Source organism: Paenibacillus lautus, assembly GCF_050482385.1.
Classification (GTDB): Bacteria; Bacillota; Bacilli; order Paenibacillales; family Paenibacillaceae; genus Paenibacillus_AQ; species Paenibacillus_AQ lautus_B.
Genome location: NZ_JBCNHV010000010.1, coordinates 773,641 through 799,349, shown reverse-complemented (window position 1 = coordinate 799,349; position 25,709 = coordinate 773,641). Strand labels below are relative to the sequence as shown.

At 50.1% G+C, this 25,709-nt stretch carries 20 protein-coding genes and 1 pseudogene; 17 read left to right on the top strand and 4 right to left on the bottom strand.

Going from position 1 to position 25,709, the window contains the following annotated elements:
- Positions 1–385: 385 nt before the first annotated feature.
- The 10 genes from alaS (at position 386) to ABEW73_RS14785 (ending at position 12,892) form a co-directional block, all read left to right on the top strand.
- Positions 386–3,013, top strand: coding sequence for an alanine--tRNA ligase (alaS, locus tag ABEW73_RS14830; protein WP_430167227.1), 2,628 nt, complete (start codon positions 386–388; stop codon positions 3,011–3,013).
- A 217-nt stretch (positions 3,014–3,230) separates the two neighbouring features.
- A complete protein-coding gene (locus ABEW73_RS14825; RefSeq protein ID WP_006208869.1) occupies positions 3,231–3,491 on the top strand; it encodes an IreB family regulatory phosphoprotein in 261 nt (86 codons plus the stop codon).
- Between the two features lie 12 nt (positions 3,492–3,503).
- Entirely contained in the window at positions 3,504–3,917 is a 414-nt protein-coding gene (gene ruvX / locus ABEW73_RS14820) for a Holliday junction resolvase RuvX (protein ID WP_430167225.1), read from the top strand.
- Positions 3,918–3,934: 17 nt separating this feature from the next.
- On the top strand, positions 3,935–4,237 hold the full coding sequence (locus tag ABEW73_RS14815; RefSeq protein ID WP_076320459.1) for a DUF1292 domain-containing protein: 303 nt from the start codon (positions 3,935–3,937) through the stop codon (positions 4,235–4,237).
- On the top strand, positions 4,237–4,548 hold the full coding sequence (locus ABEW73_RS14810) for a DUF1292 domain-containing protein (protein WP_179090578.1): 312 nt from the start codon (positions 4,237–4,239) through the stop codon (positions 4,546–4,548). The genes ABEW73_RS14815 and ABEW73_RS14810 overlap by 1 nt, the downstream gene beginning before the upstream one ends.
- A 94-nt stretch (positions 4,549–4,642) precedes the next feature.
- A complete protein-coding gene (gene mltG, locus ABEW73_RS14805) occupies positions 4,643–5,686 on the top strand; it encodes an endolytic transglycosylase MltG (RefSeq protein ID WP_430167304.1) in 1,044 nt (347 codons plus the stop codon).
- A 111-nt stretch (positions 5,687–5,797) separates the two neighbouring features.
- Positions 5,798–6,730, top strand: coding sequence for a peptidase U32 family protein (locus tag ABEW73_RS14800; RefSeq protein WP_430167223.1), 933 nt, complete (start codon positions 5,798–5,800; stop codon positions 6,728–6,730).
- A gap of 12 nt (positions 6,731–6,742) precedes the next feature.
- On the top strand, positions 6,743–8,089 hold the full coding sequence (locus ABEW73_RS14795; RefSeq protein WP_430167222.1) for a peptidase U32 family protein: 1,347 nt from the start codon (positions 6,743–6,745) through the stop codon (positions 8,087–8,089).
- Positions 8,090–8,303: 214 nt separating this feature from the next.
- Positions 8,304–10,478 carry a methyl-accepting chemotaxis protein gene (locus tag ABEW73_RS14790; RefSeq protein WP_430167220.1) on the top strand — a complete coding sequence of 725 codons (2,175 nt, stop codon included), beginning with the start codon at positions 8,304–8,306 and terminating at the stop codon, positions 10,476–10,478.
- 623 nt (positions 10,479–11,101) lie between these two features.
- Complete coding sequence (locus ABEW73_RS14785) at positions 11,102–12,892, top strand: peptidoglycan D,D-transpeptidase FtsI family protein (RefSeq protein ID WP_430167219.1); 1,791 nt, start codon at positions 11,102–11,104, stop codon at positions 12,890–12,892.
- Here the strand turns inward: ABEW73_RS14785 and ABEW73_RS14780 are convergent.
- On the bottom strand, positions 12,841–14,004 hold the full coding sequence (locus ABEW73_RS14780; protein WP_430167218.1) for an AI-2E family transporter: 1,164 nt from the start codon (positions 14,002–14,004) through the stop codon (positions 12,841–12,843). The genes ABEW73_RS14785 and ABEW73_RS14780 overlap by 52 nt on opposite strands.
- A 142-nt stretch (positions 14,005–14,146) precedes the next feature.
- Between ABEW73_RS14780 and ABEW73_RS14775 the strand changes: the two genes are divergently transcribed.
- Complete coding sequence (locus ABEW73_RS14775) at positions 14,147–15,529, top strand: polysaccharide deacetylase family protein (RefSeq protein ID WP_430167216.1); 1,383 nt, start codon at positions 14,147–14,149, stop codon at positions 15,527–15,529.
- Between the two features lie 129 nt (positions 15,530–15,658).
- Here the strand turns inward: ABEW73_RS14775 and ilvD are convergent, their stop codons facing one another.
- Together ilvD and ABEW73_RS14765 are read right to left on the bottom strand one after the other, a co-directional pair.
- Positions 15,659–17,347: a dihydroxy-acid dehydratase gene (ilvD, locus tag ABEW73_RS14770; RefSeq protein WP_430167214.1), complete on the bottom strand. Its 1,689-nt coding sequence runs from the start codon at positions 17,345–17,347 to the stop codon at positions 15,659–15,661.
- Between the two features lie 237 nt (positions 17,348–17,584).
- Positions 17,585–17,824 (bottom strand): annotated as a pseudogene (locus tag ABEW73_RS14765) (KGG domain-containing protein); the annotation flags it as partial.
- Positions 17,825–18,034: 210 nt separating this feature from the next.
- On the opposite strand from ABEW73_RS14765, the gene ABEW73_RS14760 reads away from it, so the two are divergent.
- The 3 genes from ABEW73_RS14760 to mgrA all read left to right on the top strand — a co-directional run bounded on the left by ABEW73_RS14760 (position 18,035) and on the right by mgrA (position 20,732).
- On the top strand, positions 18,035–18,802 hold the full coding sequence (locus ABEW73_RS14760) for an HAD family hydrolase (protein ID WP_430167213.1): 768 nt from the start codon (positions 18,035–18,037) through the stop codon (positions 18,800–18,802).
- A 37-nt stretch (positions 18,803–18,839) separates the two neighbouring features.
- Entirely contained in the window at positions 18,840–19,592 is a 753-nt protein-coding gene (locus ABEW73_RS14755) for an NAD-dependent protein deacylase (RefSeq protein ID WP_430167211.1), read from the top strand.
- Positions 19,593–19,715: 123 nt separating this feature from the next.
- Positions 19,716–20,732 carry an L-glyceraldehyde 3-phosphate reductase gene (gene mgrA / locus ABEW73_RS14750; RefSeq protein WP_430167302.1) on the top strand — a complete coding sequence of 339 codons (1,017 nt, stop codon included), beginning with the start codon at positions 19,716–19,718 and terminating at the stop codon, positions 20,730–20,732.
- A gap of 135 nt (positions 20,733–20,867) precedes the next feature.
- On the opposite strand, the gene ABEW73_RS14745 is transcribed toward mgrA, so the two are convergent.
- Positions 20,868–21,731, bottom strand: a complete 864-nt coding sequence (locus ABEW73_RS14745) for an AraC family transcriptional regulator (RefSeq protein WP_430167209.1) — start codon at positions 21,729–21,731, stop codon at positions 20,868–20,870.
- Positions 21,732–21,920: 189 nt separating this feature from the next.
- On the opposite strand from ABEW73_RS14745, the gene ABEW73_RS14740 reads away from it, so the two are divergent.
- The 3 genes from ABEW73_RS14740 to ABEW73_RS14730 are packed head-to-tail and all read left to right on the top strand — an operon-like array spanning position 21,921 to position 25,699.
- Positions 21,921–23,099, top strand: a complete 1,179-nt coding sequence (locus ABEW73_RS14740) for a galactokinase (protein ID WP_430167300.1) — start codon at positions 21,921–21,923, stop codon at positions 23,097–23,099.
- A 1-nt stretch (position 23,100) separates the two neighbouring features.
- Positions 23,101–24,090 (top strand): UDP-glucose 4-epimerase GalE, encoded by a 990-nt coding sequence (galE, locus tag ABEW73_RS14735; protein ID WP_213645466.1) that lies wholly within the window; start codon positions 23,101–23,103, stop codon positions 24,088–24,090.
- Between the two features lie 19 nt (positions 24,091–24,109).
- Positions 24,110–25,699, top strand: a complete 1,590-nt coding sequence (locus tag ABEW73_RS14730; RefSeq protein ID WP_430167207.1) for a UDP-glucose--hexose-1-phosphate uridylyltransferase — start codon at positions 24,110–24,112, stop codon at positions 25,697–25,699.
- The last annotated feature ends 10 nt before the right edge of the window (positions 25,700–25,709 follow it).

The window sequence follows — 25,709 nt, the reverse complement described above, 5'->3', positions numbered from 1 at the left end:
ACAGATAGTTTCACCCTATATATACTTGAAATAATAAACCTATATCCGTACAAATCGATGAGAAAATCCAGTAGGCTTTGTGTACCTTGCCCAGAGAACAGGTTCCTGCCCGGACAATTTCCGGCTGGCTGCGAGAACCTGGAAGCGAACCTAAGCCGAATGCTAATTTTTGAGTGTGATTCAAATTCACCGGGTGGCCCCCGTTATCCAGCTGTTACGAGGCGATCGTTACATATGTTTTTCCAGGAGATTTCTGCTGGAGGATGAATGGACGATAACCAGGGTGGTACCGCGAGAACATCGTCCCTGAATTCAATTCAGGGGCGTTTTTTGTGTTCGAATACAAGTGATTCGGACCTATATTATGACTGGAGGAAGTGTAGAGATGAAAGCTAGTGAAATCCGTTCCAAATGGCTAGAGTTTTTTGCAGAGAAAGGCCACAATATTGAGCCAAGTGCATCGCTTGTTCCGCACAATGACCCGTCCCTGCTTTGGATTAATGCAGGTATGGCTCCGCTCAAGCCTTATTTTGACGGGCGTGTGAAGCCGGAAAATCCGAGAATTGCGAACTCGCAGAAATGTATTCGGACCAATGATATTGAGAATGTCGGCAAAACCCGTCGTCACCATACATTTTTCGAAATGTTGGGCAACTTCTCCATCGGGGATTATTTTAAGGAAGAGGTTATCACCTGGGCTTGGGAGTTCCTGACAGACAAGAAATGGATCGGATTCGATCCGGAGAAGCTGTCCGTTACCGTCTATCCGGAAGACGAGGAAGCCTACAAGCTGTGGAACGAAAAAATCGGTCTCCCGAAGGAGCGCATCATTAAGCTGCAGGAAAACTTTTGGGATATCGGCGAAGGACCTTGCGGACCTTGTACCGAGATTTTTTATGATCGCGGTGAAGGATACGACACGGATGCTCCGGAATCCGAAATGTTCCCTGGCGGTGAGAATGAACGCTGGCTCGAGGTATGGAACCTCGTATTCTCCCAGTTCAACCACAACAAGGACGGCAGCTATACGCCGCTTCCAAACAAGAACATTGATACGGGTGCGGGACTCGAGCGCTTTGCTTCCATTCTGCAAAATGTGGCGTCCAACTTCGATACTGACCTGTTCCAGCCGATCATCCAGAAGACGGCAGAGCTTGCCGGCGTTAAATACAATGAGAAGACGGAATACGATATCGCGCTGAAAGTTATTGCCGACCATATCCGGACGGTTGCATTTGCGGTAGGTGATGGCGTGCTGCCTTCCAACGAAGGCCGCGGCTATGTCATCCGTCGTTTGCTCCGCCGTGCGGTTCGTTACGGAAAGGTGCTCGGGCTGGACAAACCATTCATGTATACGTTGACCGGAACCGTAGGCGATATTATGGGAATATACTACCCAGAGGTCGTTGAGAAGCGTGCCTTTATCGAGAAGGTTATTGCAACGGAAGAAGAACAGTTCCACAAAACGCTCTCTGACGGCTTGAACATCTTGGCTGACGTCAGCCAAGAAGCGAAGAAGCAGGGCAAATCGGTCATCAGCGGCAGCGACGCGTTCAAATTGTATGATACGTATGGCTTCCCGTTTGATTTAACGGAGGATTATGCGTCCGAGCACGGATTGACCGTGGACCGTGAAGGCTTTGATGCCGCGATGAAGGAACAGCGTGATCGTGCGCGTGCGGCTCGTCATGAAACGGAAAGCATGAAGGTCCAAGGCGGCGTTCTTTCCGATTATACGGTTAAAAGTGAATTTGTTGGATATAATGACACCGTCAGCGAGGCTAAAGTGCTCGCCATTGTTTCCGGTGACAGCTTTGCAGACAGCGTAAGTGAAGGCGAGACCTGTCAGGTCATTCTGGACGTTACCCCGTTCTATGCCGAAAGCGGCGGCCAGGTCAGCGATCAGGGGATTTTGGAAGGCGGATCTGTACGTGCCCGAGTGGAAGGTCTCTTCAAGGCTCCGCATGGACAGCACGTGCATTTCGTAACCGTGGAGCTCGGCGAGCTTAAAGTGGGCGATACGGTTAAGGCGCAGGTGGACTCCGCTATGCGCAATGATATCGTCAAGAACCATACAGCCACACACCTTTTGCATAAAGCATTGAAGGAAGTTCTGGGCGATCATGTCAATCAGGCAGGTTCGCTTGTTGAACCGCAGCGTCTGCGCTTCGACTTCTCCCATTTCGGCAGCATTACGCAGGAGGAGCTGGCGGATATTGAGCGCCGCGTGAATGAACAGGTGTGGAAGAGCATTCCGGTCGTTATCGAGCGCAAGGCCATTGATGAAGCGAAGGCGATGGGTGCCATGGCATTGTTCGGAGAAAAATACGGAGATATCGTCCGTGTCGTTCAGGTCGGAGATTACAGCATCGAGCTGTGCGGCGGATGCCATGTAGGCAACACCTCCCAGATCGGAATCTTCAAACTGCTTGGCGAGAGCGGCATCGGCTCCGGCGTTCGCCGCATTGAAGCCGTAACGGGACGCTGTGCTTATGAGCATCTGGAGGGGCAAATGGACCTGCTCAAGCAAGCTGCCGGCTTGTTGAAGAGCAATCTTGCGGACGTGCCGAAGCGGATCGAGGGCCTGAACCAACAGGTGAAGGATCTTGCCCGGGAGAACGAGTCCCTGCAAGGCAAGCTCGGAGCCATTGAGGCCAGCCAGTTGACCGATAAAGTGAAGCAGGTCGGTAACACGTCGCTGCTTGCAGCTGAAGTACAGGCTGGCAGTATGGATGGACTCCGTGGCATTGCTGACGAATTGAAGGGCAAGCTGCCGGAGACGATCCTCGTGCTCGGCTCCAAAGCGGGCGACAAGGTGAATTTCGTCGTAGCCGTTCCGCAGGAACTGGTGAAGCAAGGCTATCATGCCGGCAAGCTCGTTAAAGAAGTGGCTTCGATCTGCGGCGGAGGCGGCGGGGGCCGTCCGGATATGGCACAAGCGGGGGGCAAGGATGCTTCCAAGCTCGCCCAGGCGCTGCAGCATGCTGAGGATCTCATAGCCCGGGGCGTGTAACAGATTTGTCCAGATTGTGTACAGCAAGTAATAGTAAGCAGGATCCAACATTTTGCTGTACACAATCCTGAATTTTTTGGAACACTCTCTAAATATTTCGCATTCGATTTCCGTAGAGACTCAGGATTATGTTATGATATAACTAGATCAAGCTGGTAAATATTTATTCGACGAAGCATGGTAAACATGTTCTTTGAAGAAGCGAGGTGTGTCACACATGGACTCCATGGATAAGACAGTCAAGTTCAATGTAAAAGGTGATGAAAAGGAGGCTTCCGCCCAGGACATTCTACTTTCGGTATACGATTCGCTGGTAGAGAAGGAGTACAATCCGATTAACCAAATCGTAGGGTATCTTTTGTCCGGGGATCCAGCTTATATACCTCGGCACAATAATGCCAGAAGTTTGATCCGGAAAAAAGAGCGAGATGAATTGATTGAAGAACTGGTCCGGTTCTACTTAGCCAGTCACCGTTAGGAGTACACAGGGATGAAGAAGATCATGGGATTAGATTACGGGGACCGCAGAATCGGTGTTGCCATAAGCGACGTGTTCGGATGGACGGCCCAAGGGGTTGAAGTTATCGAGCGCCGCCGTGATGAAGGCGAACTGGACAGAATTGCCGCACTCGTCAAAGACAACGAGGTCGGTGAAATTGTGGTCGGCTTGCCTAAAAATATGAACGGCACGATTGGTCCGCGGAGCGAAATCTGCATGGAATTCGCAAGTACATTGCGAGAGTCCCTATCCTTACCCGTTCACCTTTGGGATGAACGGCTATCAACAGTATCCGCTGAAAGGACATTGCTTGAAGCCGATGTCAGCCGAAAGAAGCGAAAACAGGTTGTAGATAAAATGGCGGCAAGCTTGATTTTGCAAAACTACTTGGATTCTAAAAGGTAAAGGTGAGGGTGATTACAATGGCTAATGAGCATATTGGTATGGAAGAAGAACCGGAAATTATTTATATTCCCGACGATGAAGGCAACGAGGAAGAATTCGAAGTCATCATGAAATTCGAAGTGGATGGCTCGGATGCTAAATATATGATGGTTGTACCAAGGGAGTCTGCCGACGAAGAGACAGACGAGGTCTACGCCTTCCGTTATGAGGAAGACGGAGAAGACTTGAAATTGTTTATGATTGAAGATGATGAAGAATGGGCCATTGTTGAAGAAACCTTCAATACGCTCGTGGAAGAGCTGGACGGGAGAGACGAATGATGTCTGATTTTTCGGTTGAGAATATCGTATGGACCCAAGTACTTAAGGAAGCATTCGGTGAGAGTGTAGAGCTTGAGGACGAAAAAGGCCATATCGAGGTTTATGATATTGCCGCCGAATTTGAAGTGGATGGTCAAGGGTATGCCATTCTGGTTCAGCCGGATCGAACCGATGAGGAGTATGAGGTGCTTCGTATCGTCAAGGGCGAGGACGGCGGATTGCAGCTGGCAACCATTGATGACGACGAGGAATGGGAGAATGTGTCGGAGCTCTATGATGAGCTGACGTTTCCCGAAGGCGACGAGGATTAAGTTCCCTCCTACAGGAGCACATGCTTAATTTTCAAATGAAAGTTCAGGAAGGGGCGGAGCTGTCCGCCCCTTTTGGTGTGAAGGGATGAGTAGATTGAAGAAACTGGCAATAGCAGTATTGGTCCTGATCCTAGTTGCGGGCGGGGCCATATTCTACGTATGGAATGGTTTACAGCCCGTTCGCAGCTCGGAAACTCCTGTCGAATTCACCGTGGAGTCCGGCATGAGCACGTCCTCTATCGCCGATCTGCTTGAGGAAAAGGGATTGATCAAGAATGCCCTTATACTTAAAGGTTATTTAAAGCTTAGCGGGGAAGGAAGCCGTCTGATGGCAGGAACCTATGAGGCAACCCCAGGTACTCCGTTCAAGGAACTGTTATCGAAGATGAATAAAGGCGAAGTGAAGCCCGAGGAGATGGTTCGTTTTACGATCCCTGAGGGGTATACAATCCTTCAGATGGCGGAGACCATCGCTCACGAGAGCGGAATCGATAAGCAGGAATTTCTGAAGGTTGTAGATCAGACTACCGGCTGGGATGTTCCGATTGCGGGAGAAATTCCCCAAGAAGCAGACCTCAGGCATCACCTCGAGGGATACTTGTTCCCTGCGACCTATGAGTTACCGAAGAAGGATATCACCGCAAAAGGCATTGTAGAAACCATGCTGAAAGAAACGGAGAAACGTTTGGCCGAAATTCCGGGTCGGGAGAATCAGTTAAAGGCTCGCGGCGTGACATTCCATGAACTCATGACCATCGCTTCACTGGTTGAGCGGGAAGTGGTCGCAGATCAGGAGCGTGCCCTGGTTGCCGGCGTTATTTATAATCGATTGGAAGAGGATATGAGGCTGGAAATCGATGCAACCGTTCAATATCTGTTAGATAAACCGAAGGAACGATTGCTTTATGCCGATCTGGAGGTTGAGAGCCCGTATAACACTTATCGTCAAAAGGGTTTGCCGCCTGGGCCCATCTCAAGCCCGAGCCTGGAATCCATTCAGGCTGCCCTGAATCCGGAGAAATCCGAATATTTGTTCTATGTGACTAAGAAAGACGGTACACAAGAGCATTTGTTTGCCAAAACGTATAAAGAGCATTTGAAGAATATCGAGACCAGCAAGAAGATGGCACAACAATAATAATATTACGTGTTTAGCAATTCCCCTGATACGCTGCTGACAACGAACAGATCCAGCTTCGTACTCAGAAGAGTCTTGTTGAACACCCTCTAAGTAGGGAGGAATTTTTAAATGAGTATCAAATCTGAATTATTGGCGGCAGCCGGGTCCGTAGCTGATGCCGCTGCTTATCTGGAAGCGGGAGCCGATGCACTGCTCGTCGGCGAAGATCGATTCGGCATGAGATTGCCCGGCAGTCTGACATTGGACGAAATAAATCAAGTCGTACAGCTTGCTCATGAGCGAGGAAGTAAAGTGTACGTCAGCTTGAACAATCTGATGACGAATGATTTGCTGCCTGAGCTTCCTGCCTATGTTAAGGCGCTCGGAGAGATCGGAGTAGACGCGGTGGAATTTAACGATCCATCGGTACTCACTACCGTAAAAGACTTGGCTCCACAGGTAAAACTTCATTGGAATGCAGAAATGACCGCCACCAACTACTCGACGGCCAATTATTGGGGAAGCAAAGGCGCATCTCGGGTTATTCTTGCGCGTGAATTAAATATGGATGAGGTAACCGACATGAAGCCGCAGCTTCAGCTGGAAGCACAGGTTCAGGTTCATGGCATGACGAACATCTATCATTCCAAACGACGCTTGGTGAACAGCTATATGCAGCAGCAGGGCAGACCCGTGAATGAAGGCAGCCTTGGCAAGGAGCGTGGTTTGTTTCTCATTGAAGCTGAGCGTCAAGAAGAGAAGTATCCGATCTATGAGGATTTCAACGGAACCCATATTATGAGTTCGGAGGATATTTGCATTCTGGAGGATCTTCATCTCTTAATGGCAGCAGGCATTGACAGCTTTAAGGTAGAGACGCTGCTGAAGCCGCGGCATTACAATGAGCTGGTGATTCGAACCTATCGCCAAGCGATGGATCTATATGCTGCAGATGCTTCAACTTATGCATTTCAGGAAGAGTGGATGGACGGAATCCGGGCTATTCAGGATCCGGAACGTGAATTGTCGTTTGGATTTTTCTATAAGGAACAAGTTTATTAAGGAGTGGACAGCATGGAAGCAATGGCACAGCCAACGTATAAGGGCAAACGCTATCGCCTGGACAAGCCGGAATTGCTCGCCCCGGCTGGTAATTTGGAAAAATTGAAATTTGCGGTGCATTATGGCGCCGATGCTGTATATATTGGGGGTCAGAAATACGGCCTTCGTTCAAATGCGGACAACTTCAGTTTTGAAGAAATGAAAGAAGGCGTGGAGTTCGCCAAGAAATACGGCGCTAAAGTATTTGTAGCAACCAACATATATGCGCATAATGAGGACATTGAGGGAATTGAATCCTACTTGAGAAGTTTGGAGGAAGCCGGCATTGCCGCAATCATCGCTGCAGATCCAGCTATTATTGAGGTGGCCAAACGTGCTGCACCCAAGCTCGAAGTTCATCTGAGCACACAGCAATCCACATTGAATTGGCAGGCCGTCAAGTTCTGGAAGGACGAAGGATTGCCGCGGGTTGTACTGGGACGCGAGGCGAGCCTGGAGGAGATCGCAGCGATTAAAGAGCATGTCGACATTGAGATCGAGGCCTTTATCCATGGCGCGATGTGCTCTTCGTTCTCCGGTCGCTGCGTGTTGTCCAATCATTTTACGGATCGTGATTCCAATCGGGGCGGATGCTGCCAATCCTGCCGTTGGAAATACGATTTGTTTGTGGATGGAAGAGAAGAGCAAGGCCAGTGGGTATCGGAAGAGCAGCAGCTGATAGAACAGCCGGCCCCTGTTCCGTCCCCGTTCAAACCGGGTGTTACGCAGATTCCGCTGTTCCAGCCGGAAGACAACCAGTTTACGATGGGGTCGAAGGATCTCTGCATGCTTGAGCATATTCCCGATCTGATTGAGGTGGGAATCGACAGCTTCAAGATTGAAGGACGGATGAAATCGATCCATTACGTAGCGACTGTGGTCAATGTATATAGACAGGCAATTGATTCCTATATGGCTGACCCTGAGCATTATGTATTGAAGCCGGAATGGATCGAGGAAATTAATAAAGCGGCCAATCGACCTCTGAATACCGGTTTTTTCTATGATACACCGGATCATGAGGATCATATCTATGAACCCGAAGAGAAGGCGGTTCCTTATGACTTCGCCGGCTTGGTGATGGAGTATGATGAGAAATCGGGAACGGCTGTCATTCAGCAGCGGAACCACTTTAAGCCTGGGGATGAAATCGAGTTTTTTGGTCCGGAAGGAACTTTCTTTAAGCAGGCAGTTGGTCCTATTAGGGATGAGAATGGCAATGAACTTGATGCAGCTCGCCATCCTTTGCAGCTTATTCGCATGAAGGTGGACCAGCCGGTGCGTCATTTTGATATGATGAGAAAACGCAAAGGAAAATAAAAAATATAGTCACTTTGAACTACACAATTGAGAATCCGGGTCTGTGGATGGACCTTGGATTCTTTTTATTTGCAAAAAAATTAGGGATTAAGAATTATTTTTTTGCGAAAAGCCAAAGGAAAACACCTCCAATTGTCGAAATAAAGAGTAACGAATACGTTTCAAGGGATTGGACCGACGTATTAATAATATGATTGTGGTAGGTGAACAGCTAATGTCAGAAGTTGAGCAGCATGATAAGAAGCCGAAAAAGGGCAAGAAGCCCGGAGGAATTAAAGAGAAAAAGGAAAAACCTTCGGCATCAACAGGGATACATACTGCCAAGTCGTTCTTTTCAAACGTGGGAACGGCTATAAGCCGGATGCCAATGAACCCGGCGAAATCGGTCGGAATTCGGTTGTTCCTGATCTTTTTGTCAGCTATTGTATTTTTTGTTATCGTCTTGGGGTATCTGTCGTACGATAAGGCGAAGAGCACGATTGAGAAGAATGCTGCGAACGGCAATCAGCAGACGATCATTCAAACTTCTGAGAAAATCGACATCATTCTGGAGAAGTATGAGAATGCCGGTAGATCCATCTTTTATGACATTGAATTGCAGAAGTTATTGTCTGAATACACGGATAAAAAGTTAAGCGATTACGATTCATTTACGGTGGAGCGCAGCATTCGCGATAAACTATCCAATCAGATTACATCGGATTCGTCGATCAGAGCCATTTATTTGATCCCTTCCAAGGGAGAGAAGATCATATCGGCAGGACAAACCTCAGAATCCTCTAAAACTGTCCTTGAGCAAAGCTGGTATACTGAACTGAAGGAAGGCGACAAGAAGATAATATGGCTGCCAACGATGCAGAACAGCGGAGCTCCATATTTCACGATCGCCCGTTCTTTGGGGTCTATGAATGATCTGAATTCAACGTATGTGGTCATGTTTGAACTCAACGCCTCGGTACTGGATACGCATCTGAAGGGGATCAACCTGGGCGAGAACGGCCAACTGCAATTGATCAGTCCGGAAGGCATCGTTGTCTCCTCCAGCGAGTCCTCCATTGTGGGTTCGGAAACCGCCTGGACGTTTGCGAAGGAGTTTCCGGAGGACTCCAGAACGGATAATGTAAGAACTAAGGATGAGAACGGAAGTCAGGTTCTGGCGGTGTACAATACGCTCAGCGCTAACGATTGGAAACTCGTAGGTTCTGTCCAAACCAGCGAGCTCACGAAGGATGCGTCAAGCATCCTGGTCATCACGCTTATCGTGGCTGCCATCGACGTTATTTTTGCCATTCTGATCGGGATTTGGATGGTAAGAATGATTGCCCGTCCATTAGGCAAGCTTAACCTGCTGATGAAGGAAGGCGCCAAAGGCAATTTGAATGTTCGTACAGACCATAAGAGCCAAGATGAAATCGGTCAGCTCTCCGCAAGCTTTAACGATATGATGGAGCAGATCACCGGACTCGTTCAGCAAACGAGCAATACCGCTCAGGAAGTGCTTAGAACGGCTACCGAGTTAAGTGATGCCTCGAAGAAGACGGCTATTTCCGCCAAAGAAATTGCCGTAGCTACCGAGGAAATTGCCAACGGTGCCAGCAGTCTGGCGGTTGAAGCCGAACGCGGCAGCGATCTGACCAACAACATCTCCAAGCAGATGCAAATTGTCGTTTCAGCCAACGAAGAGATGGGCAAATCGGCCCGTCACGTGGAAAGCGCAAGCGAGCTTGGAACGAAGCATTTGAGTGATTTGCTGGATAAGACCCATCAGACCGAGGATATGACCCGCTCGATGATGCACAAGGTCGATGGCTTGAAGGAGACGACCTCATCGGTTGTCAAAGTGCTTGACGTCCTTCAGAACATTACGAAGCAAACGAACATCCTGTCATTGAATGCAACAATCGAAGCAGCCCGTGCCGGGGCGGCTGGTAAAGGCTTTATGGTCGTGGCCGATGAAATCCGCCAGTTGGCAGACCAATCCAGACAATCCATTGATATGGTTAGCCAGATTACAGACCGCATCATGACTGAGATGAATGAAACCGTGCAGGTATTGCTGGATGCGAACCCACTCTTCAAAGGTCAGATGGTTGCTGTTAAGGAAACGAACGATATTTTTGTATCCGTTCAGCAGCAGATGGTCGACTTTATCGAGTCCTTGGATTCGGTGACGCATTCGATTGATGAACTGAATGAATCTCAGAATGTACTTTCGGAAGCGATGAGTAATGTGAGTGCGGTAGCCGAAGAATCCTCTGCAACTTCGGAAGAGGTGGCTTCTCTCTCCACAGAGCAGCAAAGCGTCAGCAGTCAGCTGGTAAATCTGTCATCGCAGCTGGAGAATGTATCGAATGAGCTGAAAGAGACTTTGTCACGTTTTAGACTGTAAGATTGAATGTATAACTCAAAAGGCTGTTCCATCAGTTTTAAGCTGATGGGGCAGCCTTTTTTCAGGTTATAGCATTTATAAGTTTTCAGCGAAGCGAAAGCTTTATTCTGTATTCGCATTAGGTTTTGGGGTCCCCGCAAAGTATTTGGAATAGGCAACGAAGCATAGGCTCCACTTTGTGGGGTATTGTTTTGGGGTCCCCGGATGGGATTTTGGAAAAAATGCCAAGAGCAGGAGTATGCCACATGGATGCGTTACAAGCAATGTAAGATTCAAGTGAACGTTGACGCAAAAGTCAGAACCATAGGAACCATTACCGGTACCGAATAGGAAAAGAGGAAGATATGATGGACCTTCGCTATGCCCTTTTGTTAAATCCGCTTGTAGTGATATGCACGCTCCTGCTTATCCTCGTTCCGTTCACTTTATTCAAAATAAATCAGTACTTGCATAAACATGGTGACCCGCCCTGGAAACAGCCAAAGAAGTCGGATTAAGTGTCAACGTTTTAATCGTGGGTGTCTTTTCAGGAGAGCTCATTTTTGGTAGAGAAGTGAACATGATTGAGTCAAGCTGCATATGGAAATAATGATGAGACATAGACCGTATTGGAGGAGCAAGACATGAGGCTAATCCGAAATAATCGAATTGCATACGGATGGCTGATACTGACGCTATTGATCGCCGTTGTGACGCTGCGTCTTGCATGGGTACAGCTCGTGATGAAGCATCAAAGGGTTCCCGGCAGCCGACATACAATGGTAGAGGCATCGCTGATACAGAGAGAGCGGGGCGTTGTGCTGGATTCTGGCCGCGGTCATTTTACGGATCGGAATGGAAAACCGCTTACGGGCAAGCTCATCTGGGCAGCTGTGTTGTTTCCTGCAGGCGAGAAGGAACTGAAGAGCTCCCATAATCAGTTAGTGAAGCTGGCCCGTATACTGGGAACAAATAAGGATCATTTGATACAGACCTGGGGCAAGCTAAAGGAGCCTCAATTGTGGCATGGAGATAATTCGCTCATTCCTCGATCCTTAACCAAAGATCAGATTGTGCAGATTCAAGAGCTTGATCTTCCCAAACTTAAGGTCCTTCCTTATGAGCAGCGGTACGGTAATCGCCAATCGGGCATGCAGTGGCTTGGTTTTGTGTCAGGTCAGCGTAAGGAAAGCCTGTTCTTTGACGATGATCCGGAGGTTATCGGAACCAGTGGATTGGAGAAAACGATGGATTCGTTGATACGTGGCGAAGGGCCGACCATCGTCTATTTTCCGGTTAACAGCACCAATGAGGTCATTCAGGATATTAAGCCGATGGTGAAGGCGCCTAATAATCGGTACTATCCGTTAAGGGTATCCACCACGATTGATCTTGATATTCAACAAGGGATTGAGGCAATTACGGAGAAAGCGGGCATGAAAGAAGGAGCGGTTGTTGTGCTGGATGCTCGAAACGCGGATATCGTGGCTATGGTTTCCAGGCCATTCTACAATCCGGAGCAGATTCAACCGAAGGATGGCCAGTGGGAGAATCGCGGATTGAAAGCAGCCACGCCAGGTTCCATCTTCAAGCTAGTCACGGCCGCAGCCATACTGGAGAATGGTTTAAGCTCTGAAAGCGAACACTTCCATTGTGATGGCGAATACGGTAAGTTCGGAATGTCCTGCTGGAAAAAGGGAGGGCATGGAACGATTGATATTCGTGAAGGCTTCGCGGAGTCATGCAACGTCGTATTCGCTACTCTAGCGGAGAGACTGTCAGCTCAGCAAATGGCGGAGGCGGCCTCCGCGCTGGGCTTCGGGCAAACGGTAGGCTGGAAATCCCGGCAGTTTCTAGGGCTTCGTTCCTTTGCGCCATTGGATCATGAAGAGAAGGGCACGGTTTTTTCCAGCTCTGTGGACACCTCTGATGCAGGTGTTAGGGTCCAGACAGGCATAGGCCAAAGGGACGCTGCCGTATCCCCGCTGCAAGCAGCCAATGCGATGGTCACGCTTCTTCATGGCGGGGTGAAGACCAAGCCCCGTATTTTGCAGCAGATCCGGTATGCTAACGGTCAGCTGCTCCAGGCTACGGATCCATTAAAGGAGCAGATATCTGGAAGGGGTATTTCCCGGGAAACCTCTTCCATCCTCCTCGAGTGGATGGAGGATGTCGTCGAAGAGGGAACAGGCAGCTCATTAAAAAATCGCAAATGGACTCTTGCCGGTAAAACCGGAACGGCACAGGTTACAATAAAAGGCCGTGCCCGCAACAACCAGTGGTTTGTCGGGTACGGCCCAGTGGAGAAGCCACGTTATGCCGTGGCTGTATTGGTTGAGAACCGGAGCCCCAACAGCAACAATCAGGCAACGGACATATTCGGTCAGGTTTCCGATTTCTTGGCTTCGGTTGAATCGGCCTCCGGCTCTGCGTAAGAGCGGGACATGTCCCAAGGAGAAACCTCGAATTCTTCGCTCGGCAGCCGGATCCACTGCTTCAGATATCCCTGGGTAAGCAGTTCCTTGATGAGAATCAGCAGGATAGGAGCCAGAATCAAACCGGCAACTCCAAAAATGGACAGCGAGATCATCATAAAGGACAGCATCAGAAATGCAGAGGATACGCCGATTGAGTTTCCTGTAATTTTTGGCTCAAGCAGCTGTCTGGAAATGACAACCACGGCAAGCAGAACGATCAAGCCAACGGCAAGCCCAGTGTTGCCGACGATGAACAAGTAGGTAATCCACGGAATAAGAATAACGGGAACGCCGAGCAGCGGCAGTACATCGAACACAGCACAGATGAGCGCAACGGACAGGGAATTTCCCGTACCTAATATCAGAAGTCCTATGTAAACAATGACAAAGGTAATGCTGACCAGCTTCATCTGAGCTTTTAAATACGAGCCAATCGCCTTGAACACATTTTCTTTGAGGAAAAGAAAAGCCGTCTTGAGGGTCTTCGGCGTCTTGTCTTTGGCAATTCTCCGCCAGCTGCCGATTTCAATGCTTAGGAAGAAAGCAAGGATAATCGCAACACCGAAATTGGCGATAAACGAGGAGAACGACCCCATAAACCCAATGACATAATGGAAGAACGATTCGGCAGCGCCCTGGGCAAAAGTGGTGATGTCCTGGAAATAACCGTTCAGACGGTCTGTCAGATCGGGTGGCAGCGCGTCGAGCTTGGTTTGGAGGAACGTCAGGCTCTCTGAAAAATGTCTCTGGAGCGTTTTGGTGTAACCCGGCAAATTATCCTGCAGGTTCATGAACTGCGATACGATGAGCGCCCCGGCTCCGAACAGGATGCCCAGGATGACCAGCAGGAAGAGCAGAACGGATATTGCGGCTGCAAACGGTTTTGGCAGCCCCCTGCGGTGCAGGAATTTGGAGAAAGGCTCGATAATCAGGAAAACGAGGAAAGATAAAAACACCGGAGCCGCAATTTGGTACAGCTTGCTGAATATGAACATGATCAGGTAAACCGTAAGCACGATTAAACCTATATCGAAGGCGGTTCTCCAATATTTTTTATACAAGGGAAGCATAGTGGGATATCGGCTCCTTTATACTATATTAATTGATATCATTGTACACGATTTGTGAAAAAAAAGCCTATTTCTTTAAGTGCTATGCTAAAATAATAATAGTGGGTTCATTAGAAAAAGAAATAAAAAGCGGGGAGTTAGCATGCAAACATTACTGCTATGGTTGTTTTACCTTTCATCTTTTTATGCGTTCATTCCCGGCATCTTGACCCGGATATTTGGTTTCCGAGTATTTCGCAGGGGAACAGGTTCGAACGACTTTGCCTTGACCTTTGATGATGGTCCTGATCCCGTCTATACACCAAGACTGCTGGATCTCTTGAAGCAGTATAATATGAAGGCGACGTTTTTCCTGGTGGGTTCTCATGCCGAGAAGCATCCAGAAGTTGTAAAACGCATTCATAGTGAAGGTCATCTGATCGGGATTCACAACTATGTTCACAAGAGCAATTGGTTCATGCGGCCGGTCACCGTCCGTAAACAGGTCAAGCGCACGGATGATATTATTTATTCCATCACCGGTGAGCGCTCGAATTATTACAGACCGCCGTGGGGAATCGTGAATTTATTCGATTTTGCCAAGAATACCGGCTGCCGCATTATTCTATGGTCGTCGATGTTTAATGATTGGCGGAGCAAGATTGGCGCTGACAAGCTGACTCAGCGAATGCTTGCCAAGCTTAACGGTGGCGAGGTTATGCTCCTTCATGACTGCGGCACGACGGTGGGGGCGAACCCCGATGCACCGGAGCAAATGCTGATCGCATTGGAACGTGTTCTGAAAGTCGCAGAGCAGAAGGGAATGAGCAGCGTCCGAATCGACGACATGATAACGAAGGAAAGCAAAGTGAAAGCGAAGAAGCTGTCTCCTTTCAAGCGTATGATCGTCTCGTTGTGGCTTCTCTGGGAAAAAGGATTTCATGCGGTGTTTTCGCTTGAAACGGTTACTCCGGCAGATCCGATGCTGCATTTCCGGAAGCGTCCTTTTACCGGTAAAACGGTCGTGATGGAAGATGGCAGCCGGCTTGAAAAGGGAGACCAGGTGCTGGAACTTCATTTTGATAACAAAAAATTGTTTGAGATCGGCAGCCGCTCCCGTTCGGAAGTACAGCTCGCCATCAAAATGATACGTGCCGTGCAGAAAGACCTGCCTTCTCTGGCTAATATGGCGCTGGAAAGGCCCGAGTACAAGGATATCAAGGGTTTATATGCTGTTACTATGATTTCACGGGGACCGGAGCAATTCGGATTTCATGTCCTGGATTTACCGCGGGGACTGTTTGCAAGTTCGTCCAGACTGTATCTGAAACTGCTGCTTAGCGTCATTCATCCGAAAGGGCAGGCCCGTCTTAAAGAGGGCAGCCAGATCATGGAGCCGAAAATCCTCATGATGCCGGTGGATGTTTTGATCGGCCGTTATGCTGAGAAGAAGAGTCAGGCCCAGCCTCCATCCGAGGAGCAGCAGGAAATACAACAAGAACATGCGGGTGACCTGGCCGTTGCTAGTGCATCGCAGGGTATGTAATTCATTGAACCGATTGTTTACTGTCATTATGTATGGATCATCTCTTAGATAGAATTCGGATATAAAAAAGGGGTTATCCCTGCAGGCTTACAAATGCCTGCGAGGGATAACCCCTTTGCTTTGTTTGAATTAGATTTTCAATACGCCGCCTGAGCTGGCGTTCGTAACAAGCTTCGAGTAACGAGCGAGATAACCAGTCTTCACTTTCGGTTCGAAGTCAACCCATTTGCTGCGGCGTACAGCCATTTCCTCATCGGAAACGCCCAGCAATTGAATCGTCCGGTTATTCAGGTCAAGCTCGATGATATCTCCGTCTTCAACGAAAGCGATAGGTCCGCCTTCTGCCGCTTCCGGCGAGATATGTCCGATACTGATACCGCGGGATGCGCCGGAGAAGCGTCCGTCTGTGATCAGACCGACTTTGGCCCCAAGCCCCATACCTGCGATCTGTGAAGTCGGCGCCAGCATTTCTGGCATACCAGGTCCGCCCTTCGGCCCTTCATAACGAATGACAACCACATGGCCTTCTTTAACCTTGCCGTTGGCAATGCCGCTAAGCGCTTCATCTTGCGAGTTAAAGCAGATGGCAGGTCCTTTATGGTATCCTCCAACCGATGGATCAACGGCACCGACTTTGATGATCGAACCTTCAGGAGCCAGATTACCATACAGTACGGCGAGACCACCGCGCTCGGAATATGGGGAATCGATCGGATGGATAACGTTCTGATCCTGAATTTCGCAGCCCTCTACGTTCTCGGCTAGCGTCTTGCCTGTTACGGTGATGCGATCCCCGTGCAATGCGCCAGGCTTCTTAAGAAGCTCGTGCAGAACCGCGCTTACTCCGCCTGCCATATGCACATCCTCGATAAAGTAATCCGAAGCTGGAGCCAGCTTGGAGATGTGAGGAACGCGGTCAGCAACTTCGTTGATTCGCTCCAGCGGGTAATCGAGACCGGCTTCTTGAGCGAGAGCCAATGTATGAAGCACCGTGTTGGTGGAGCCGCCCATGGCCATATCGAGCGCAAACGCGTTGTCGATGGCTTCTACGGTTACGATATCACGCGGCTTGAGGTCCATTTTTACGAGCTCCATCAATTGTTTGGCTGATTGTTTAACAAATTCTTTACGCTCTTCGGCAATGGCAAGAATGGTGCCGTTGCCCGGCAGAGCCAGACCCAGCGCTTCGGCGAGACAGTTCATGGAATTGGCGGTGAACATGCCGGAACAGGATCCGCAGGTTGGACAACCGAATTGTTCCAATTCCAGGAGCTCATCATCATTGATTTTGCCAACCTGGTGAGCGCCGACGCCTTCAAATACGGAGGTCAGTGACAATTTACGGCCTTTGCTGTCCACGCCGGCTTTCATCGGTCCGCCGCTGACAAACACCGTTGGGATGTTGACGCGCAAGGCACCCATCAGCATGCCTGGCGTGATTTTGTCACAGTTCGGGATGCAGACCATACCGTCGAACCAGTGAGCGGATACGACGGTTTCCAGGGAGTCGGCTATGATCTCGCGGCTTGGCAGCGAGTAGCGCATGCCGATATGTCCCATGGCAATTCCGTCATCCACGCCGATCGTATTGAATTCGAACGGAACGCCGCCGGCTTCACGGATCGCTTCCTTCACGATTTTACCGAATTCCTGAAGATGCACATGACCCGGAACGATGTCGATGTAAGAGTTACATACGGCGATGAACGGTTTGCCGAAATCTTCTTCCTTAACGCCTGCTGCACGCAGAAGGCTGCGGTGCGGCGCGCGGTCAAAGCCTTTTTTGATCATGTCTGAACGCATTTTTTTAGTTGTCATGATGTCGATTTCCCCCCAGATCTATTATAAAATTGTTACGCTTTAGCGCGGTCTTCCGGCAAAGCAGCCGGGTACCTGTAAACAGCGAATAGGTTTTAAATGAGTCTATCACAAAAAGGTAGGTTTTTCTACATGATATTAATTAGGAAGCGATGGAAAGAGGCCTGTTGTGATGGCATGCAAAGAGCCTGTTCCTCTAGGTGGGAACAGGCTCCTATTTGAGTGATGATGCTATTTCTTGCCGCCTTTGCGGCCAATTTCCTGATAGAATTCACGATTATGATTCCGCGAGGTGGCTTCGCCGCCCTTTTGACCGATTTCCTGGTAAAACTCGCGGCTATGGTTCTTGGACGTCGCTTTGCCGCCTTTTTTGCCGATTTCCTGGTAGAATTCGCGGCTATGCTTTTTCGCGGTCGCTTCGCCGCCAAGACGTCCAGCTTCTTCGCGGGTCATCTTTCGATTGGTGCTGTTTGCCATCACAAATCACTCCTTTACCGTCGTATTTGCTATGCGTATATGTTACTTACCACGGCTCATTTGTCATGAATCAAAACATTCGACTAAAGATTGGAAAATTTTCATTTCGGATCGAATTCTGAGTCCTAGCGTTATTTACGCTTAAATCAGAGTTTATTTCATGGTTTAATAAGAGTATGATCAAGATTAGGATAGGGAGGTTTTTTAACATTGCCGTTTGTTCAAGTGAAGGGACGAACCGTTCCCTGCAAAGGGATTTTGTTTGATAAAGACGGAACGCTGCTCCATTTCATGGCGCTGTGGGGAGGGTGGACCGATTATGTGCTCAAGTTCATGGAGGAACGGCTGGAATTAATGGGAGCCGGCTTCACGCTGCCGAAAGAGCAGGTGTTAGGCACAAAGCATGATGCAAGCGGGCGCGTGTCGGGTTACGATCTTCAGGGTCCGCTCGCCATGGGCACCGTGGAGGAGACAAACGGGCTATTGGCTTGGCAGCTGTACGCTGCAGGAATGCCATGGAACGAAGCGATTATGCAGGTCCATCAAATTACGAAAAACGCCATGTATGAAATTCGTCAGCAGAAGCCGGCATTCCCGATGCCGGGGCTGGAAAATTTTCTAAAGAAGTGCAGCTTGGCTTCCGTGAAGATGGCCGTGGTTACTTCGGATGAAACCTCAAGTGCCAAGGAACAGTTGGAGTGGATGGGGCTTCACTCTTCCTTTACGGCCATTTTGGGAAGAGATCAGGTTCGAAACGGCAAGCCGCACCCTGAAATGACGGAGACCGCATGCCGCCTGCTTGGGATTATGCCCGAGGAAGCGGTGGTGATCGGTGACAGCAACGCGGATATGCAAATGGCGAAGCAGGCAGGCGCCGCTCTGGCTGTGGGTTTATCGACAGATGAGGGGGAACCTGTACATCTGACAGATGCCGATGTTATCATATCCGATTATAATGAATTAGACGTGCACAGGTAGACGTGTTATTTTAAGGGCTGTACGGAGGTGTGAAAGAGTGGAGAACAGGGAAAAGATCGAGCAGTTGGCAACATGGATCGAAGCTAGCGACTACATTGTTTTTTTCGGGGGAGCCGGTACCTCCACGGAGAGCGGGATTCCTGACTTCCGTTCGGCTGCCGGACTATACCAGAGCGAGCACCAATCTCCGTATCCGCCGGAGGTCATGCTCAGCCACACTTTTTTCATGAAGCATCCGGAAGTGTTTTACGACTTTTACCGGAGCAAGATGCTTCACCCGCATGCGCAGCCGAACGGCTGTCACCGGCTATTGTCGAGACTGGAACATGACGGTAAGCTGAAGGCGGTGGTCACGCAAAATATCGACGGTTTGCATCAGACTGCTGGATGCTCTGAAGTGTTGGAGCTTCATGGCTCTGTGCACCGCAATTATTGCATGGATTGCTCCCGGTTCTACAGCCTGCAGGATATTCTGGACATCAAGGAAACCGTCCCGCGCTGCAAGGATTGTGGAGGGCTGGTGCGGCCGGATGTCGTGCTGTATGAAGAGGAATTGGACCAAAACACCATCATGCGCTCGATCCAGGAAATATCGACGGCCGATTTATTGATTATTGGCGGGACTTCCCTGACGGTACACCCCGCTGCGAGTTTGATATCCTATTTTCATGGGAGCAAGGTAGCTTTGCTGAATGCAGATCCAACCCCTTACGATCATCGGGCAGGCCTCTTGATTGCAGATCGGATCGGTCAGGTCATGACGCAGGTGGATAAGCTGATCAGCACGTAACAGTGACAGCGGCGGCGTGCTGCTGCACCTATAACTGTAATCGTTTTCTTGTCAAAGGACGACCAAACACGATAAGATGGAATTTAGCAATGGATCTATCACTTAGAGAGGCAGGGATTGCAAGTGACCTATGTGGCTAGCGAAGACCGCTATGAAGGAATGAAGTATAACCGCGTGGGGCGATCCGGATTGAAACTTCCGGCGATCTCCCTTGGATTATGGCATAATTTCGGTGGTGTCGACACGTATGAAAACGGGCGTAATATGATTACGCGCTCCTTCGATCTGGGCATAACCCACTTCGATCTGGCGAACAATTACGGACCGCCTGCAGGCTCTGCCGAAGAGACGTTCGGTAAAGTTCTCTCAAGAGATCTTAAGGCTTACCGTGATGAAATCGTCATTTCGTCCAAAGCGGGATATTATATGTGGCCTGGACCTTATGGTGACTTCGGATCGCGTAAATATCTGGTAGCAAGTCTCGATCAGAGCTTGAAACGAATGGGCCTGGACTATGTCGATATTTTCTATCATCATCGGATGGATCCGGAAACGCCGCTTGAGGAAACCATGGTAGCACTGGATCATCTTGTTCGTTCTGGCAAGGCGCTTTATGTTGGAGTCTCCAATTATTCGCCGGAGAAGACGCGGGAAGCGATATCGATTCTGAAAAGCCTGGGAACTCCGCTGCTCATTCATCAACCAAGCTACTCCATGCTGGACCGTTGGGTGGAGAATGGACTACTTGATGTCCTGGAAGAGAACGGGGTCGGAAGCATCGCATTCACACCGCTTGCTCAAGGACTCTTGACCAACAAATATTTGAACGGCGTGCCTGGCGATTCACGCGCCGCAAGCGCATCCGTATTCTTGAACGAAAGCAATATCACGCCAGAAGTGCTGCGCAAGATCAGAGCTTTGAACCAAATCGCTCAAGCGCGGAACCAGAGTCTCGCCCAATTTGCTCTCGCCTGGGTCCTTCGCGGCGGCCGGGTGACATCTGCCCTGATCGGGGCAAGCAAGGTGAGCCAGATCGAAGACAATGTAGCTGCCTTGAATAACCTGGAGTTCTCGAAGGAAGAGCTGGATCGCATTGAAGCGATTCTGAAAACGGAGAACACCTCTTCTGCAGAGGGATGATCATTTGCCACTAATGATTGCATGCTGAACATAACATAGATTCCAACATACATGAATGGAGCGCCTCAGGATGATTACGGACCTGACAGGCGCTCCTTTTTATTTAGATAAATCGGGCTGACGATTTCATTAAAGTTAAGTTAATGCGGATGATGAGAGGATATCCTTTCGGTACCGCGTCGGGGATCGACCGACAAGACGCTTGAACTGACGCGAGAAATAGAGTGGATCGGTGAGTCCAACGGATGCGGACACCTGTTCAATGGACAAATCGGGACGTTCGCGCAGCAGCCGCTTGGATTGATCGATTCTTAATTTAAGCAGATACGTAATCGGAGTCATGCCCGTTTCCTGCTTGAAGATGCGCGACAGGTACGCGCGGTTGTAGCCCAGGCTTGCGCACATTTGTTCAATCGAGACGGGATGGGCGTACTGAGAAGCCATGTAATTGATCATCTGCTTCACCGTGCGCTGAACCTGCGGTTCTGCCAGCGTTAAACGGGACGGCCGGTCACTCCGATTCATGATCTCAGCCCAGATTAAATGCAGATAACCGATGGCAGCGATATGGGAGCTTTCTTCCCTGGATTGAAAATGGCTTTGAATGAGACAGACATAGCCGGGAATCGGGTTGTTCTCCATGAGATGGAGGACAGGCTTTTCGGGTGTGAGTACCGAACGGGATACCCCTTCACCGGCTTGCTCTCCATCAAAGGCGACCCACCGGTAACGCCAGGGCTGGCTCGCATCGGATACATAACTGACAATCTGACCGGGATGGATCAGGAAACAGTCGCCGGGGCCGAGCTGATACCTGTCGGTTTCGCTTCGAAATACGCCATGTCCCGACTCGATGATATGCAATAAGTAATGATCGTATATTTTCGGCCCCAATGCATGCTCCGGCCGGGTCTGGCTCTCACCGGCGAATCGGACGTGGAGCGAACCGCTGCCTTGCTGTGCAGGATTGGAAGCAACAGAATAGGTTGGTTTCATCATTCATTTTCCTTTACAATAAGTTTGGGAAAAAGAGGAACTGCGGGCACATCGTTGATTTTATGAATTCATTGTACCTCCAGAAGTCACATAAATCCATATGTAACGCACAAGATTTCATTATCGGTTAACGAGATTTCTATTATACTGAAGACAGTAAAACTACCATATGTACAGGATGGAGTGATGGCAGTGACGACGCAACAGCTTATGGAAAGATTTATGGACAAGCACGGTGAGAGCCAGCATAAGGTTCGCATATTTAACGCACCCGGTCGCGTGAACCTGATCGGGGAGCATTTGGATTATAACGGAGGTTACGTGCTTCCAGCCGCCTTGGAGTTTGGCACCACCTTGATTATAAGGCCGCGCGACGATAACAAGGTGAGCTTTTCATCGACGAATATCCCCTATGAACTAACGATCAGCCTGGATGATGATTATGGCCACAAAAGCGATCAATGGACGGATTATCCGGTCGGCGTCATAACGGAGCTAAATAAAATCGGCTGCAACCTTAGCAGTGGTTATGACCTGCTCTACCATGGGGATATCCCGAACGGCGCAGGCCTCTCGTCCTCGGCATCCATCGAAGTGGTCACGGCTTACGCCTTCTTGAAGATGGAAGGCAAGGAGACCGATACGGTGGAGATTGCGAAGCTTTCGCAGCGGGTGGAGAACCTGTTCGTCGGCGTCAACTCCGGCATTATGGATCAATTCGCCGTAGCCAACGGCAAGCAGGATCATGCGATTCTGTTAATGTGCGATACGCTGGAGTATGAGCTGGTGCCTTTCCGGACTGGAGCGTACAAAATCGTGATTTCGAATACCAACAAACGGCGCGGACTCGTCGATTCCAAATATAATGAACGCCGCAGCGAGTGCGACCGCGCTTTGGAAATTTTGCAGAAGGAGCTGCCAGCGTTATCGTATCTCGCTCAACTGAACCCGGATCAATTCGCAACCTTGCAGGACAGCATCCGCGATGAAACGGTCCGAAGACGTGCCCAGCATGTCGTTGAGGAAAACCAGCGTGTGCATGATTCCGTGGAGGCCTTGAGGAACGGTGATCTGGAAGCATTCGGACAATATATGAACCAGTCCCACGACTCTTTACGTTATCTGTACGAAGTCACGGGTGATGAGCTGGATGCGCTGGTGGAAGAAGCCCAGCGGATTCCGGGCACGCTCGGTTCCAGAATGACGGGAGCCGGCTTTGGCGGCTGCACGGTATCCCTCGTACACGAGGATGCGGTGGAACGTTTCATCACGGAAGTGGGACAGCAGTACGAAGCCAGAACGGGACTGAAGCCGGACTTCTACGTATGCGGCGTAGGTCAAGGTGTGCATGAAGTGAAGGAGGGCGAATAATATGGCTATTTTAGTAACTGGCGGCGCGGGTTATATCGGTTCTCACACCGTAGCGGAGCTCTTGGAGCAGGGGGAAGAGGTTGTTGTGATCGACAGTCTGGAGACGGGGCATCGCGAAGCGCTGCTCGGCGGAAAGCTGTATGTTGGCGATTTGCGTGACAAGGCGCTGCTGAAGCAGCTGTTTTCGGAAAACGACATTGATGCCGTTATCCATTTTGCCGCGAATTCTCTGGTCGGCGAGAGCATGAAAGATCCGGTGAAATATTACGATAACAACGTATACGGAACGCTGTGCCTGCTGGAAGCCATGAATGAAGCGGGTGTGCGTAAGATCGTCTTCTCGTCAACGGCAGCAACCTATGGCGAGCCTGAGAAGGTGCCGATCGAGGAAACGGACCGGACGCAGCCGACGAACGTTTACGGGGAAACCAAGCTGATGATGGAACGGATGATGTCCTGGTTTGACACCGTGCTTGGCGTGAAGTATGTGTCCCTTCGTTACTTCAACGCAGCCGGATCGCATGCCAGCGGTAAGATCGGCGAGGATCACCGGCCGGAAAGCCATCTGATTCCGCTTGTCCTGCAAACGGCTTTGAAGCAGCGTGCAAGCATCTCGGTGTTTGGCGATGATTATGCAACGCCTGACGGCACATGCGTCCGTGACTACATTCATGTCAGCGATCTTGCGAACGCGCATCTGCGCGCGGTTGAGTACCTCCGCCGCGGAGAGTCCAGCAATGTGTTTAACCTCGGCAACGGACTCGGGTTCTCGGTGAAGGAAGTGATTGAGACCTCGAAGCAGGTGACGGGTGCCGATATTCCGGTTGTCATGGAAGCTCGCCGTGCCGGTGACCCTGCGGTATTGGTGGCGTCATCGGACAAAGCGCGAACGGTTCTCGGATGGACACCATCCCGAACGACGCTTGAGGAGATTATCGAGAGCGCATGGAAATGGCACAGCAGCCGTCCGGACGGTTACGGTGATAATTAATCCAAGGGGGACGATGACCATGAATGCAGCAACATCAGGAACTCCCGAATCTAAGCAGGTTCTTCATGCGATTGAAATGCTGGTGCGTTTTGCACTTCATAAAGGCTTGATTAAGGAAGCCGATGCTGATTACAGCCGCAATCTGCTGCTGGAGGATTTCGGATTCAGCGAACCGTACGGCGACGAAGTGAACGACCCGATACCAGATGGGCCTCAGACGATGCTCGACATCATGATCGATTACGGGGCGGCGCAGGGCATGATCCCCGAGAATACCGATACGTACCGGGATTTGCTGGACGCCAAAATCATGGGCCGTCTCATGGCAAGACCTTTGGAAGTAACCGCTCGGTTCCGAGCGGCTCAGCAGGAGCAGGGGATTATCGAGGCTACCCGGCAATTTTATAACCTGTGCATCGACTCGAACTACATTCGCATGGATCGCGTAGCCAAAAACGAATACTGGCGGCATGCTAGCGCGTATGGCGATATTGAGATTACCATCAATCTCTCCAAGCCGGAGAAGAGTCCGAAGGAAATCGCTATGGCTAAACTGCTCCCTCCGCCGGTATATCCTAAATGCCAGCTCTGCCGCGAGAATGTCGGTTATGCAGGCAGGGTCAATCACCCGGCGCGGCAAAACCTGCGCATTATTCCGCTGGAGCTAAACGGAGAACCGTGGTTCTTCCAATACTCGCCGTATGTTTACTATAACGAGCATTGTATTGTGTTCCACCATGACCATGTGCCGATGAAGCTGACTAAAGCGACGCTTGCCCGCCTCTTGAGTTTCGTCGATGCCTACCCACATTATTTTCTCGGCTCGAATGCGGATCTTCCGATTGTCGGGGGCTCGATTCTCACGCATGATCATTTTCAAGGGGGACGCCATACTTTCCCGATTCAGAAAGCACCGAAGGTGGCCGGATTTGTGCACCGGGATTACCCGGGCGTATCCGTTGCCATCGTGAAGTGGCCGATGTCGGTGATCCGGCTATCCTCAAACGATCGGGATTCGCTCCTTGAATGCGCGAACAGCATATACGAGGCATGGAAAATCTACAGTGATCCTTCAGCAGACATTGAAGCGTTCAGCGAAGTGGACGGAGAGCGGGTCCGCCATAATACGGTTACTCCGATTGCTCGCCGAAATGATGAGGGCATCTATGAGATGGACCTGGTTCTGCGGAACAATCGCACGAATGAGCAATATCCGGAAGGGATCTTCCATCCTCACCGGGAGATGTTTCACATCAAGAAGGAAAACATCGGCTTGATTGAAGTGATGGGGCTGGCGATCCTGCCGGGCCGGCTTAAGGAAGAGCTCGATCTAATCGCCGACATCCTGGCGGGGAACGAGGAACTGTATGCAGACAGCCTGGCCGCGGACCATCCGCTTGCCATTCATGGGGATTGGATCGAGGAACTGCGAGGCCACGGAGCAGCCGCGCCGGATAAAGCCGAGGCGATCGAGCTGATTCGCCGGGAGGTCGGCCACAAATTTACGATGATTTTGGAGCATGCCGGGGTGTACAAACAGACGGCGGAAGGACAACAGGCATTTCAGCGATTTATGAGCCACATGGGATACGTCCCAGACAGCAAATAGACATTCATTG

Bases quoted from the DNA above. Each gene is read 5' to 3' on its own strand.
- alaS (WP_430167227.1), top strand. From the start codon at position 386: ATGAAAGCTAGTGAAATCCGTTCCAAATGGCTAGAGTTTTTTGCAGAG.
- ABEW73_RS14825 (WP_006208869.1), top strand. From the start codon at position 3,231: ATGGACTCCATGGATAAGACAGTCAAGTTCAATGTAAAAGGTGATGAA.
- ruvX (WP_430167225.1), top strand. From the start codon at position 3,504: ATGAAGAAGATCATGGGATTAGATTACGGGGACCGCAGAATCGGTGTT.
- ABEW73_RS14815 (WP_076320459.1), top strand. From the start codon at position 3,935: ATGGCTAATGAGCATATTGGTATGGAAGAAGAACCGGAAATTATTTAT.
- ABEW73_RS14810 (WP_179090578.1), top strand. From the start codon at position 4,237: ATGTCTGATTTTTCGGTTGAGAATATCGTATGGACCCAAGTACTTAAG.
- ABEW73_RS14800 (WP_430167223.1), top strand. From the start codon at position 5,798: ATGAGTATCAAATCTGAATTATTGGCGGCAGCCGGGTCCGTAGCTGAT.
- ABEW73_RS14795 (WP_430167222.1), top strand. From the start codon at position 6,743: ATGGAAGCAATGGCACAGCCAACGTATAAGGGCAAACGCTATCGCCTG.
- ABEW73_RS14790 (WP_430167220.1), top strand. From the start codon at position 8,304: ATGTCAGAAGTTGAGCAGCATGATAAGAAGCCGAAAAAGGGCAAGAAG.
- ABEW73_RS14785 (WP_430167219.1), top strand. From the start codon at position 11,102: ATGAGGCTAATCCGAAATAATCGAATTGCATACGGATGGCTGATACTG.
- ABEW73_RS14780 (WP_430167218.1), bottom strand. From the start codon at position 14,004: ATGCTTCCCTTGTATAAAAAATATTGGAGAACCGCCTTCGATATAGGT.
- ABEW73_RS14775 (WP_430167216.1), top strand. From the start codon at position 14,147: ATGCAAACATTACTGCTATGGTTGTTTTACCTTTCATCTTTTTATGCG.
- ilvD (WP_430167214.1), bottom strand. From the start codon at position 17,347: ATGACAACTAAAAAAATGCGTTCAGACATGATCAAAAAAGGCTTTGAC.
- ABEW73_RS14745 (WP_430167209.1), bottom strand. From the start codon at position 21,731: ATGATGAAACCAACCTATTCTGTTGCTTCCAATCCTGCACAGCAAGGC.
- galE (WP_213645466.1), top strand. From the start codon at position 23,101: ATGGCTATTTTAGTAACTGGCGGCGCGGGTTATATCGGTTCTCACACC.
- ABEW73_RS14730 (WP_430167207.1), top strand. From the start codon at position 24,110: ATGAATGCAGCAACATCAGGAACTCCCGAATCTAAGCAGGTTCTTCAT.